At 47.1% G+C, this 12,890-nt stretch carries 13 protein-coding genes; 8 read left to right on the top strand and 5 right to left on the bottom strand.

Annotated elements, in window-relative coordinates:
- Nucleotides 1-8: 8 nt before the first annotated feature.
- A complete protein-coding gene (gene grpE / locus Q4Q49_RS07335; protein ID WP_006080881.1) occupies nucleotides 9-629 on the top strand; it encodes a nucleotide exchange factor GrpE in 621 nt (206 codons plus the stop codon).
- A 161-nt stretch (nucleotides 630-790) separates the two neighbouring features.
- On the opposite strand, the gene dxs is transcribed toward grpE, so the two are convergent.
- From dxs to xseB, 3 genes are read right to left on the bottom strand one after another with little or no spacing between them, the layout of a single operon-like run.
- Nucleotides 791-2,659: a 1-deoxy-D-xylulose-5-phosphate synthase gene (gene dxs / locus Q4Q49_RS07330; RefSeq protein WP_311999004.1), complete on the bottom strand. Its 1,869-nt coding sequence runs from the start codon at nucleotides 2,657-2,659 to the stop codon at nucleotides 791-793.
- Nucleotides 2,660-2,680: 21 nt separating this feature from the next.
- Entirely contained in the window at nucleotides 2,681-3,562 is an 882-nt protein-coding gene (gene ispA, locus Q4Q49_RS07325; RefSeq protein ID WP_311999003.1) for a (2E,6E)-farnesyl diphosphate synthase, read from the bottom strand.
- Between the two features lie 2 nt (nucleotides 3,563-3,564).
- Nucleotides 3,565-3,804 (bottom strand): exodeoxyribonuclease VII small subunit, encoded by a 240-nt coding sequence (gene xseB, locus Q4Q49_RS07320; protein WP_006080884.1) that lies wholly within the window; start codon nucleotides 3,802-3,804, stop codon nucleotides 3,565-3,567.
- 314 nt (nucleotides 3,805-4,118) lie between these two features.
- Here xseB and pomA point away from each other — a divergent pair, with 314 nt between their 5' ends.
- From pomA to thiI, 3 genes are all read left to right on the top strand, one after another.
- On the top strand, nucleotides 4,119-4,886 hold the full coding sequence (gene pomA, locus Q4Q49_RS07315) for a flagellar motor protein PomA (RefSeq protein ID WP_311999002.1): 768 nt from the start codon (nucleotides 4,119-4,121) through the stop codon (nucleotides 4,884-4,886).
- 3 nt (nucleotides 4,887-4,889) lie between these two features.
- Complete coding sequence (locus tag Q4Q49_RS07310) at nucleotides 4,890-5,822, top strand: flagellar motor protein MotB (protein ID WP_006080886.1); 933 nt, start codon at nucleotides 4,890-4,892, stop codon at nucleotides 5,820-5,822.
- Between the two features lie 462 nt (nucleotides 5,823-6,284).
- A complete protein-coding gene (thiI, locus tag Q4Q49_RS07305; protein ID WP_311999001.1) occupies nucleotides 6,285-7,739 on the top strand; it encodes a tRNA uracil 4-sulfurtransferase ThiI in 1,455 nt (484 codons plus the stop codon).
- 131 nt (nucleotides 7,740-7,870) lie between these two features.
- On the opposite strand, the gene Q4Q49_RS07300 is transcribed toward thiI, so the two are convergent.
- Complete coding sequence (locus Q4Q49_RS07300; protein ID WP_006080888.1) at nucleotides 7,871-8,113, bottom strand: hypothetical protein; 243 nt, start codon at nucleotides 8,111-8,113, stop codon at nucleotides 7,871-7,873.
- Nucleotides 8,114-8,324: 211 nt separating this feature from the next.
- Between Q4Q49_RS07300 and Q4Q49_RS07295 the strand changes: the two genes are divergently transcribed.
- The 4 genes from Q4Q49_RS07295 to rlmM all read left to right on the top strand — a co-directional run bounded on the left by Q4Q49_RS07295 (nucleotide 8,325) and on the right by rlmM (nucleotide 11,576).
- Entirely contained in the window at nucleotides 8,325-9,236 is a 912-nt protein-coding gene (locus tag Q4Q49_RS07295; RefSeq protein WP_006080889.1) for a transcriptional regulator GcvA, read from the top strand.
- Complete coding sequence (locus Q4Q49_RS07290) at nucleotides 9,217-9,861, top strand: alpha/beta family hydrolase (protein WP_311999000.1); 645 nt, start codon at nucleotides 9,217-9,219, stop codon at nucleotides 9,859-9,861. Before Q4Q49_RS07295 ends, Q4Q49_RS07290 begins: the two co-directional genes overlap by 20 nt.
- A 58-nt stretch (nucleotides 9,862-9,919) precedes the next feature.
- Nucleotides 9,920-10,312: a DUF423 domain-containing protein gene (locus Q4Q49_RS07285; protein WP_006080891.1), complete on the top strand. Its 393-nt coding sequence runs from the start codon at nucleotides 9,920-9,922 to the stop codon at nucleotides 10,310-10,312.
- Between the two features lie 178 nt (nucleotides 10,313-10,490).
- Nucleotides 10,491-11,576 carry a 23S rRNA (cytidine(2498)-2'-O)-methyltransferase RlmM gene (rlmM, locus tag Q4Q49_RS07280; RefSeq protein ID WP_006085158.1) on the top strand — a complete coding sequence of 362 codons (1,086 nt, stop codon included), beginning with the start codon at nucleotides 10,491-10,493 and terminating at the stop codon, nucleotides 11,574-11,576.
- Nucleotides 11,577-11,807: 231 nt separating this feature from the next.
- On the opposite strand, the gene Q4Q49_RS07275 is transcribed toward rlmM, so the two are convergent.
- On the bottom strand, nucleotides 11,808-12,815 hold the full coding sequence (locus Q4Q49_RS07275; protein ID WP_311998999.1) for an isocitrate dehydrogenase: 1,008 nt from the start codon (nucleotides 12,813-12,815) through the stop codon (nucleotides 11,808-11,810).
- Nucleotides 12,816-12,890 lie beyond the last annotated feature (75 nt).

Genomic DNA, 12,890 nt, shown 5'->3' with positions numbered 1-12,890 from the left:
GAGTGAAAATGAGCAACGAATCGATTAAAGCAGAACAGGATCTGATCCAAGAGGGTGTAGAGTCTGAAGTATCTACCGCAGAAGCAAGTCTGATCGATGAGCTTACCCAGGCCAATTTCCGTATTGAAGAGCTGGAACAGTTACTCGCTGAAGCTTTGGCGAAAGTTGAAGAGCAGAAGGATTCAGTCATCCGCGCCGCAGCCGAAGTCGATAATATTCGTCGTCGTGCAGCAATGGATGTGGAAAAGGCGAACAAGTTTGCCTTGGAAAAGTTCGCCAATGAACTGTTGCCAGTACTTGATAACATGGAGCGCGCATTGATGGGGACTAACCCAGAAGATGAAGCGACTAAATCGATTTATCAAGGTGTTGAGTTAACTCAAAAAAGCTTACTCACTGCGGTGGCTAAATTTGGTGTTAAGCAAATTGATCCACAAGGTCAGTCATTTAACCCCGATCAACATCAAGCGATTGGCATGCAGCCAAGCGCTGAGTTCCCTGCGAACACTGTGATGTTGGTGATGCAAAAGGGTTATGAGCTGAACAGTCGCTTGCTGCGCCCTGCTATGGTAATGGTGTCACAGGGTGGCCCTAACCAAGAAAGCGCAACAATAGATATCGAAGCTTAAGCTTTATTGGATCAGCCGCTGTTATAACAGACAGCAACAAAAAAGGACTGCAATTGCAGTCCTTTTTTTATGGGCGGAATATGTGCAGAATTTGTATTGGTAGGATTGAGCACCTTATCTAGATAAGCAAGTTCTAACTATTCCGCCAATTATTGAGCTATTTATTGTGCTAGATAAGCATTGATTTGTGCCAGTATACCTTCGGCATCCAGTTGTAAATCATGGGTGACTTCCTCTGGCGAGCCATGTTTGATGAATTCATCTGGCAAACCAATTTGAAGCACGGCTTTAGGCATTCGCAGCTTTTGAAGCTGCTCAAGCACGCCAGCACCAGCGCCGCCCATAATGGCGTTTTCTTCCACTGTGACTAGCACTTCGTGGGTTTGCGCCATCTCTTTGACCAAATCAACATCAAGTGGTTTCACAAAGCGCATATCGACAACCGTTGCATCTAAGCTTTCGGCTGCGGTTAGTGATGAGGCTAACAAGGTGCCAAAGTTGAGTATGGCAATGCGCTTACCCACACGTTTGATCACGCCTTTACCAATCGGTAATGCCGTCATCGCTTCGACTTGCGTCGCTCCCGTGGCACAGCCCCTTGGATAACGCACTGCACTTGGGCCTGCATCATAGCAATAGCCGGTGTAGAGCATTTGACGACATTCATTTTCGTCCGACGGCGCCATGATCACCATGTTGGGAATGCAACGCATAAAGCTTAAATCGAATGCACCTTGGTGAGTTGGACCATCGGCACCAACGATACCGCCGCGATCGATAGCGAACAATACTGGTAATTGTTGCAGTGCCACATCATGAATAAGCTGATCGTAGGCGCGTTGCAGGAAGGTCGAGTAAATCGCCACCACAGGCTTAAAGCCTTCACAGGCAAAACCTGCTGATAGGGTGACAGCATGCTGTTCGGCAATCGCCGCATCGAAATATTGTTTCGGGAAACGCTGGGAAAACTCCACCATGCCCGAGCCTTCGCGCATCGCAGGCGTAATCGCTAACACTTTCTCATCTTGCTCGGCGATGTCGCATAGCCATTTACCAAAGACTTGAGAAAAGGTCGGCAAACCGGGTTTGGTGGCAGGCTTTTTAAACAGCGACGGGTCAAACTTAGGCACCGCATGCCAACCGATAGGATCTTTTTCAGCAGGTTCATAACCACGACCTTTCTTCGTCATGATGTGCAGCACCTGTGGACCTTTAAGATTGCGCATATTACGCATGGTCTCGACCAGAGCATCAACATCGTGGCCGTCGATAGGACCGATATAGTTGAAACCTAACTCTTCAAATAGGGTGCCAGGAACGACCATGCCTTTGAGGTGTTCCTCAGTGCGTTTGGCCATTTCTTTGATGACGGGCATGCCTTTCAACACTTTCTTGCCACCTTCGCGCAGCGTAGTGTAGAAACGGCCTGACATCAGTTGTGCTAAATGGTTATTGAGGGCGCCGACATTTTCAGAGATCGACATTTCGTTGTCGTTCAACACCACGAGCATGTCATTGTGCAAGTCGCCAGCGTGGTTCATGGCTTCAAACACCATGCCGCCTGTCATAGCGCCATCGCCGATCACGGCAACGACTTTACGACCCGCTTGCTCTTTTTCTGCGGCAATCGCCATCGCCAGTGCGGCGCTGATAGACGTACCTGAATGCCCAACGCTGAAAGTGTCGTATTCACTTTCTTCACGCCATGGGAAAGGATGCAAACCATCTTTTTGTCTAATGGTGTGCATCTTGTTACGACGACCCGTGAGAATTTTATGGGGATAAGCCTGATGGCCCACATCCCAAATCAGCCGATCAAAAGGGGTGTTGTAGACATAGTGCAGCGCAACAGTGAGTTCCACTGTGCCGAGCCCAGAGGCAAAATGTCCGCTGGATATGCCAACAGACTTAAGAAGGAACTCGCGCAGTTCGTCGGCTACTTGTGGTAAAAGTGCCTGAGGAAGCTGGCGGAGTTCATTAGGGGTGTTGGCCTGCGCCAACACGGGAAACTGAGAAATGTCCAAACTCATAGCGAGATACTTCGACTCTTATTATATTCTTCGCTCAATGATATAGCGGGCGAAGTCTGCAATTAACTGGCTATTGTATGGCAATTTAGCCAGCGCTGATAGTGCCTCTTGGATCAGTTGTTTGGCGGTGTCTTGTGCACCTTGTAGTCCAAGTAGTTGTGGAAACGTACTCTTATTCGATTCAGTATCAGAGCCTTGCGGCTTACCGAGTTCTTCGGTGGTGGCTACGATGTCGAGGATATCGTCTTGTACTTGGAAGGCGAGTCCGACCGCACGGGCAAAATCCATCATAGCAGCATACTGATCTTTTGGCGCGTTCGCGGCGATTAACGCTAACTCAACAGCGCAGCTGATAAGGGCGCCCGTTTTCATATTATGTAACTGAGTTAATGCTTTAAGATCAATATGTTTATCTGTTGAGGCTAAGTCTATCGCTTGGCCGCCACACATGCCACGATAACCTGAGGCTTTTGCTAATACTCTGACCATAGCGATATGTTGCTCGCTGCTGATCCCAGCTACCGCTTCGGTGACAATTTCAAAGGCTAAGGTCTGCAGTGCATCCCCCGCTAAAATGGCGGTCGCTTCATCAAAAGCGATATGCACTGTGGGCTGACCACGGCGCAGTTCATCATCATCCATGGCGGGTAAATCGTCGTGGATCAATGAATAAGCATGGATACATTCAATGGCTGCGGCGCAAGCATCTAATTTTTCGAGCTCGACCCCAAACATGCGTCCGACACTGTATACAAGGAAAGGTCGAATGCGTTTGCCACCCAATAAGGCGCCGTAAGTCATGGCGGCTTTTAATTGGGGAGCAGTATCTTCAAGCGTACTAAAACGCTGTTTTAATTGATTATCAACCCGTTGTTGATATTTTTGAATGGCACTGACTAACACGCTTATTCGCCCTCAACGGCATAGGGGGATAGGGGCGCATTTTCATCTTGTTTCAGTAAAATGGCCACTTTTTGTTGGGCTTGTTCGAGTTTTGCTTGGCTATTTCGAACCAGATTGATGCCACGTTCAAATTGTTTTAACGCGTCATCGAGAGAGATATCGCCTTGTTCTAGATCGGCAACAATGCGCTCAAGTTCGCCAAGGGATTCTTCAAAACTGAGATTTTCGGGTTTCTTCGCCACGTTTATGCTTCCTTTGATTTAGCGGACACAAGGTATATCAGGGCGGCTTTAGGGTCAAATTCAGACTAAAGATATTTGCTCAATAGCACGCTTTGTTACTGAAATTTTTTCAGAAAATATAAATTGTCGCTAAACTTGCTTAGTGTGTGTCCGATAACTGACAATAGTATCATCATTTGTATGGTAATTTTTAACTGGATAGACAAGACTCGCATGTGTGTCGGTGGGATTATCTTACTCAGTGGAACAACTGAGTGTTATTGCTTACCTAGGGTAAGTATTATGTCGTTTATTACGAAAATTGAGGAGCCGTTGTGGATTTAGCAACAGTAATTGGAATTGTGGGTGCCTTTGGTTTTATCCTCGGGGCAATGGCCACCAGCGGCGGTTTAATGATTTTCGTTGATGTACCCTCGATTCTTATTGTTTTCGGTGGGTCCTTCTTCGTAGTGATGATGAAGTTCAATCTTAAACAGTTTTTTAGTGCGGTAAAAATCGCCGCCAAAGCGTTTATTTTTAAGATTGATAAGCCAGAAGATTTGATTGAACAGTCCGTGACTATGGCTGATGCCGCCCGTAAAGGCGGTTTTTTAGCCTTAGAAGAAGCGCAGATTACTAACAGCTTTATGCAAAAAGCCGTCGACATGCTTGTTGATGGTCACGATGGTGAAGTGGTGCGCGCTGCCTTAGAGAAGGATATCGGCCTGACCGAAGAGCGCCATCGTACAGGGATCGGCATTTTTAGAGCGTTTGGTGACGTAGGTCCGGCAATGGGCATGATTGGTACGCTGGTGGGTCTTGTGGCCATGCTGTCAAACATGTCAGATCCTAAATCCATCGGCCCCTCGATGGCGGTGGCCTTGTTAACCACCTTATACGGCGCTATGGTCGCCAACATGGTTTGTCTTCCTATCGCGGATAAGTTAACGCTTAGGATGGGCGAAGAAATGCTGAACCGTAATTTGATTATGGATGCGGTGTTGGCGATTCAAGACGGACAAAACCCACGGGTGATTGAAGGCTTCTTGAAAAATTATCTGGCTGAGAAAAATCGCAAAATAGATACAACGGACGGAGAGTAGCCCATGGCTAAGGCTAAGTGCAACTGTCCACCGGCCGGAGCACCGATGTGGTTGGCGACCTTTGCTGACTTGATGTCGCTGTTGATGTGTTTCTTCGTGTTGTTATTGTCATTTTCCGAAATGGACGTAATGAAGTTTAAGCAGATCGCGGGCTCAATGAAGTATGCCTTTGGTGTGCAAAATAAGGTGGAAGTCAAAGATATCCCGAAAGGGACGTCTGTTATTGCCTTAGAATTTAGACCCGGCCGTCCCGATCCCACGCCGATTGAAATTATTAACCAGCAAACCAATGAAATGACGGAACCTGTATTGGATTATCAAGCGGGTGAAGACGACAGTGCTGGCGGCGTTCAGCAGCAAAGTGGTTCTCAGCGTGGTGGTGAAGCCACTGCAACAGCGCAGGAAGTGGCCGATGCGGTTAAAGCCGAAGCGGCAGCGGCACAGGATAAGATCAATCAAGAAGTGAAGAAGATGGCGCAGGAGCTCAATAAAGAGATCACCGATGGTGCGATTGAAATTGAGTCCTTAGGTCAGCAGATTATTATCCGTATCCGTGAGAAGGGTGCATTTGCCTCTGGTTCAGGCTTCCTTCAACCACGATTTAAGCCTGTGGTGCGATCTGTTGGCGAACTGCTAAAAGATGTGCCGGGGATTATTACCGTATCGGGTTACACGGATGACATGCAAATCAGCGATGAGCTTTATAGCTCTAACTGGGATTTATCCAGTAAACGCGCTGTGGCTGTGGCCCACGAGTTAGTGCAAGTCAAAGGCTTTGATTCTAAACGGATGAAAGTGGTGGGCATGGCGTCTAATAACCCGATAGTGCCAAACGATTCACCGGAGAATCGTGCCCGTAACCGCAGGGTGGAAATTGCCATTGAGCAAGGTAAAGCGAAGGAATCTGATGAAATTCAGGTTGGTAATTCGCCTTAGGTAGCTTGGTACTCACTGCATCTAAAGCCGCAATCCTGTTGCGGCTTTTTTATTGGGCTAAGGTGGACTTTTCCCTTTTTTACTAACGCGTTATGCACCAAAGCGCTGTGGTTGGTTTAAATCCATTTGGGCTTTGCGCCAATCGCAGAGAGTGTGTTATCCCTAAGCTTCCTTCAAGCTTACCTCAACGACTTGTCTCAAATCATTCATTTCAAGCCACTCATTTGAAGCAGGGCAATTCAAACTAAGCGAATAGGCTTTAGTGACATTATTCCAACCGAATTCGCTTAAAAATCCCGTCGTGACTTAATCACTAATCCGCCATTAATCCGCCATGAATGTGGCTTGTGTGGCTGTTTGCGATGCGCGCTGAAACTCGCATTTTTAGGTCGCTTGGGTATATAATCCCCCGATTATTCTTTTAACCAATTTTGCTGTTTTAAAATTGCCCGCGGAAATCCCATGAAGTTTATTGTAAAGCTGTACCCAGAAATCATGATGAAGAGCAAACCCGTAAGGATGCGCTTCACCAAAATGCTTGAAACCAACATACGTAATGTGCTCAAAAAAGTCGACGAAGACGCTAAAGTTCAACGTCAGTGGGACCGCATTATGGTTATGGTACCAAAGGATAAGCCTGAATTGGCCCAAGCCTTCGGTGAGCGTCTGGCGTGTATTCCTGGCATTGCCCACGTAGTGCAAGTGGATGAGTACAGCTTTGAATCTGTGGACGATATTTATCAGCAAGTCTTGCCTGTTTACCGTGACCAACTCGCGGGTAAAACCTTCTGCGTGCGAGTGAAGCGCACTGGCGATCACGATTTTAATTCTATCGAAGTGGAGCGTTACGTCGGCGGCGGCTTAAATCAGTTTACCGATGCTTTAGGTGTGCGTTTAAAGAATCCCGATATTACCGTTAACCTTGAAATTGAACGCGATAATCTTTACATGGTCACTAAGCGTATTGAAGGCTTAGGTGGTTTCCCGATGGCGACACAGGAAGATGTGTTGTCTTTGATTTCAGGTGGTTTTGACTCCGGTGTGTCTAGCTATCAATTTATCAAAAAGGGCGCGCGTACCCATTACTGCTTCTTCAATCTGGGCGGTGCGCAGCATGAAATTGGCGTGAAGCAAGTGGCTTATCATTTGTGGAAAACCTACGGCGAATCCCACAAGGTGAAGTTTATCTCTGTGCCTTTTGAGCCTGTTGTTGCTGAGATTTTAGAGCGTATCGATAACGGTCAAATGGGCGTAGTGCTCAAGCGTATGATGATGCGCACTGCGGCGCGTATTGCCGACCGTATGGGCATTCAAGCCTTGGTGACCGGTGAAAGTTTAGGCCAAGTCTCTAGCCAAACGCTGACCAACTTAAACGTGATTGACCGCTGTACTGAGCTGCTGATTTTACGTCCGCTGATTGCCATGGATAAACAAGACATTATCAACGAGAGCCGTAAAATCGGCACCGAAGATTTTGCCAAGTCGATGCCTGAATATTGCGGCGTGATTTCGCAAAAGCCAACGGTTAAAGCGGTATTAACTAAAGTAGAAGCGGAAGAGAAAAAGTTCTCTGAAGATTTGATCGATCAAATCATCGCCCAGTCTGTCACTATTGATATCAGGGAGATCGCAGAACAAATGGATACTCGGATTACTGAGACTGAAACGGTCGCCAGTATTGATACCAACCAAGTGGTCATTGATATTCGCGCCCCTGAAGAAGAGGAAAGCAAACCGTTGCAAATTGAAGGTATTGAGATTAAACGTATCCCATTCTTCAAGTTAGCGACTCAATTTGCCGATCTCGATAAGCAAAAAACCTATTTGCTGTATTGTGAGCGTGGGGTGATGAGTAAATTGCAGGCATTGTATTTAATCGAGCAAGGCTACACTAACGTCAAAGTGTATCGCCCATAAATCCATGTAAACTTGCCCACTGACATGTCTTGTCAGTGGGAAGTGCCCATAGATCTTGAATACAAAAAAGCCGCATATTAATGCGGCTTTTTCTTTTAGTCTTCATGGTGAAAACCTGAATTGGTGTTGTCTTATAAGCTGTTAGGCTTAACGACTTGCTGATTTGATGCGACATCATCTGCGGCAATCAATAGCGTGGCTTCTTGCAGCACTTCTTGGTGCATTTTATTCATTGCAGCGGTTAAGTCTGCAGTGATACTGGCTTGTAAGTCGCTAGTATCGATGACGATTTCGTCAACGAGTACATTAGCACTGGCATTTAAGCTGAGTGCTGAAATTATCGCTAACGCAAACGCTGATTTTAAATTAAACATAGTCGCCTCCGGGCTGACAAATTAACGCTGTCAGACATTCCCATCACCAACTTTGAGATTGTCCAACTAGGGTGTTTCATAGATATAAGTGTTTCGTGGATACCGCTGTTTCAATGGCGCAAAATTTAACCAAAATCACTGGCCTTTACAAACGATTAAATGTAACAATACGGATTAGAAAAACTAATTAAAAAACGAGACTGAGATCACTATGTCCAGACGATTACCACCGCTTAATGCGGTTAAAGCATTTGAGGCAGCCGCGCGGCATTTGAGCTTTACGCGCGCAGCAGAAGAATTGTTTGTTACGCAGGCTGCGGTGAGCCATCAAATAAAGGCATTAGAAGATTTCCTCGGATTAAAATTATTTCGCCGAAAGAACCGTTCTTTGCTTTTAACCGAAGAAGGGCAGAGCTACTTCCTCGACATCAAAGACATCTTTATTCAACTCGCCGATGCTACCGACCGATTACTCGCCCGCAGCGCGATTGGCTCGCTGACGGTCAGTATGTCGCCCAGTTTTGCAATTCAATGGTTAGTGCCGCGTTTGGCAAAGTTCAGTGAGAAAAATCCCGATATCGACGTGCGTATTAAAGCTGTCGATACCGAAGCCAGCTCATTAACCGATGATGTGGATGTGGCGATTTATTATGGTCTAGGCAATTGGCCTGGCTTACGTGCCGATAAGCTCAGAAACGAAGTGCTCATTCCTGTGTGTTCGCCCATGTTACTCAATGGCCCTAAGCCGCTGTCAAAACCGAGCGATTTAAAATATCACACGCTATTACATGATATGAATCGTCACGATTGGCAGGCGTGGTTTAGACAATGTGGGATTAACGATATTAATGTGAACCAAGGCCCCATCTTCAGTCATTCGTCCTTGGTATTGCAGGCGGCGGCCCATGGTCAAGGCGTGGCTTTAGGTTACAGCGTACTGGCGCGTCCCGATATAAAAGCCGGTCGTCTCGTGTGCCCATTCCAAGAAGTCTTGGTCAGTAAAGATGCTTACTACTTGGTTTGTCAGCAGAATCACGCTGAACTTGGTAAGGTCGTCGCGTTTCGCGAATGGATGTTAGACATGTTTGCTGAGGAGTCGCGCAGTGAGTTGTTGCCCGGATAAGCCAAGTTTTGTATTAGAGGGTGAGCCTGCGAGCACTGTGGTTTTATTGGCCCACGGCGCGGGCGCTAACATGGACTCTGAGTTTATGCAGGCCATGTCGGCGGGGCTTGTGGCTAAGGGCTGCCAAGTGATGCGTTTTAATTTTCCCTATATGCAGGCCAATGCCGTCGATGGTAAACGGCGTCCACCGGACCGCGCGCCTAAATTGCTCGCGTGTTTTACTCAGATGCTCGATATCGCCCATTCACAACCTAAGGTCGAGCGTGTCGTACTGATGGGCAAATCCATGGGCGGGCGTATGGCTGCGCTATTAGCTTGCGATCCTGCGTTAGCTTCGCGCATCGATAGAGTCATTTGTTTAGGTTATCCCTTTGTGCCGCTTAAAGGCGGCGAGCCTAGATTGGAACCTTTGAATGAATGCCAAGTCCCAGTATTAGTCGTACAGGGCGAGCGGGATAAGTTTGGTGGCAAAGAGCAGATCCCAAATTGGCCCTTGAAAGCTGAGATAGGATTGGCTTGGATAACCGATGGCGATCATAGTTTTGTCCCAAGAAAGTCGTCAGGCACCACTGAAGCGGCTAACCTTGCACGTGCCATTGATTTATCTAGCGATTTTATTGGTTAGCTTAATGTTGAGCGAATGAATGTTGAATGAGTTAAGCCCATTCCAGCAGGAGAGTTAAATGCGTAAAGGTCTATTGTTACTCGCCGCCGTGAGCGGATTTTTAGCCGTCGCCTTAGGGGCTTTTGGTGCCCATGGTTTAAAAGCAGTTGCGCCACCGGATTTGATTGACGTGTTTAATCTTGGGGTGCAATACCATTTCTACCATACCTTCGCCTTAATCATGGTTGCCTTTTCGGGCCAATGGTTAACCTCACGTTTATTGGATTGGTCGGCGTATTTGTTTATTGCAGGCATAGTGTTGTTTTCTGGCTCGTTATACGGACTGGCATTGTTCGGCACTAAGTGGCTGGGCCCTGTTACGCCGATGGGCGGTGGGTGTTTCTTACTCGGCTGGTTATTATTTGCTGCCGCGGTATGGCGCCATAAAGTGATCGACGGTCACGAGTCTTAATCTCGAACGTTAAGTGTGAGTTAACAGGCTTAGGGCGCACCTAAGCCTTTTTTATTTCTCCAATCGCAATTCAAGGTTCCGCTGTAGGCAAATAGGGCATTTGTGGATTGAAATTGGTATACTGACGCCCAAATCGATAGTCAGCCAATGCTTTGGCTTGGATTTCTCAGGGATCCCCATGAAAAACCTATTTTTATTTTGCCGCGCAGGCTTTGAAAAAGAATGCGCTGCAGAAATCCAACAGCGAGCCGGTGAGCTCAATGTGGGCGGCTTTGTTAAGGCCAACAATAACGACGCCTATGTCGTGTACCAATGTTTTGAAGATGACGCCGCAGATACGTTAGTGAAACAACTGCCTTTAGATTCGCTCATTTTCGCTCGCCAGATGTTTGCTGCCAGCGACTTGTTAGTCGACTTGCCTGAAAACGACAGAATTAGCCCAATCGTGGCGGCACTCAGTGAAGTCAGCAAAGCGGGTGAAGTGCGGGTTGAAACGCCAGATACTAACGAAGCGAAAGAGCTATCGGCTTTTTGCCGTAAGTTCACTGTGCCTTTACGCCAGCATTTGAAAAAATCTGGCAGTTTGCTCGCGCAGGAAAATCCAAAACGTCCGATTATCCACGTGTGTTTTATCGGACCCGGCCGTGCCTATGTGGGTTATTCCTACAGCAATAACAGCTCGCCACACTTTATGGGTATTCCACGTCTGAAAATGGCGGCGGATGCTCCGAGTCGTTCTAGCCTAAAACTCGATGAGGCCTTTGGCCAGTTCGTGCCGAAGGAAGAGCAAGAAGAGCGTATTCGCAGTGGCATGAATTCAGTGGATTTGGGCGCTTGCCCAGGTGGCTGGACTTATCAACTGGTGCGTCGTGGCATGTTTGTCTCGGCTGTTGATAATGGTCCCATGGATGAGAAACTCATGGAAACGGGCCAAGTGAAACATTACCGTGAAGACGGTTTCCGTTTCGAGCCACAGCGCAAAAACATCTATTGGCTAGTGTGCGACATGGTTGAGAAACCAGCGCGCGTTGCCGAACTGATTGAAGCCTGGGCAATTAACGGTTGGTTTAAGGAAGCGATTTTCAACCTTAAATTGCCGATGAAGAGCCGCTATAAAGAAGTCACTGCCATTCTTGAGACCATGCAGACCATTCTTAAAGAGAACGGCGTGACTGATTTTAAAGTGCAGTGTAAGCATCTTTATCACGACCGTGATGAAGTGACTGTGCATTTATGGCTGCGTCCTAATACCGCGTGGAATTAATTCCTGCGATAACTCTGCAGTGATATTGCCGTCGTTACTCGCGTACGTTACTTAGGTACGCTAATACGGTAATCGTCAGGCGGGTTTAAAAGCCAGATAACAAAAAGCCCCAAAGGAAACTTCGGGGCTTTTTCGTATTTACTCATTTGAGTTTCAAACGCTTACTTCTTATGAAGCTGAAGCTTGAACAAGCGCGTTATAGACTCGTCTTAAACGCGCTCAGCATTGAGATCATAGACGCTCAAGAACCGCTTGAGTGAAGTCAGTCGTGCCGTGAGTGCCGCCTAAATCGCGAGTGGTACGGTCGCCTTCTTCGATCACTGCAGATACCGCTTTACGGATTTGCTCAGCTTTGTCAGCCATACCTAAATATTCCAGCATCTGGATAGAGGCTAAAATTACTGAGGTTGGGTTCGCGAGGTTTTTACCAGCGATATCCGGTGCACTACCGTGAACGGCTTCGAAAATCGCAGCATCACGGCCAATGTTTGCGCCTGGTGCCATACCTAAACCACCGACTAAACCGGCACATAGATCCGATAAAATGTCACCGAACAGGTTGGTCGTTACGATCACATCGAAGTTTTCTGGGTTCATCACTAACTTCATGCACGTTGCATCGACGATCATTTCTTCAGTCTTGATGTCTGGGTAACGTAGGCTCACTTCACGGGCCACTTTCAGGAACAGGCCTGATGTTGACTTCATGATGTTGGCTTTGTGCACGATAGTGACTTTCTTACGGTTTTCTTTGCGAGCTAGTTCGTAGGCAAAAGTGGCGATTTGCTCGGCACCTTGGCGAGTCACGATACTGGTCGCTTCTGCCGTTAAACCATCTTCAGACACTTTTTGGCCATAGCCAGAATACATGCCTTCAGTGTTTTCGCGCACAGTGATGATATCGATATTTTCGTAACGAGCTTGAGTGCCTTTGAACGAAATCACTGGGCGTACGTTAGCGTACAGGCCGAATTTTTTACGTAAAGTCACGTTGATAGAGGTAAAGCCTTCACCTACTGGCGTCGTCAGTGGACCTTTTAGCGTGATACGATTTTTTTCGATTAATTCTAAGGTGCGTTGTGGCAGTAATTCGCCTTGCTTTTCGAGTGCAGTCAGGCCAGCATCGGCAAATTCATATTCAAAATCACAGCCCGCTTTATCGAGAATTTTTAAGGCTGAATCAATAATACTTGGGCCAATTCCATCACCTGGAATTACGGTTATCGTTCTTTTTGACATGGAGAAGTCCTTCCACGGTTCGTCGTTACTGCAATTGTCTGCCCCAGCGTTAACTGGATAGCAGGACTATGAATT

Source organism: Shewanella sp. SP1S1-7 (assembly GCF_031932105.1).
GTDB classification, from domain to species: Bacteria; Pseudomonadota; Gammaproteobacteria; order Enterobacterales; family Shewanellaceae; genus Shewanella; species Shewanella baltica.
Note: the sequence above shows the minus strand (reverse complement) of the source record. Positions and strands in the feature narration are given on the sequence as shown.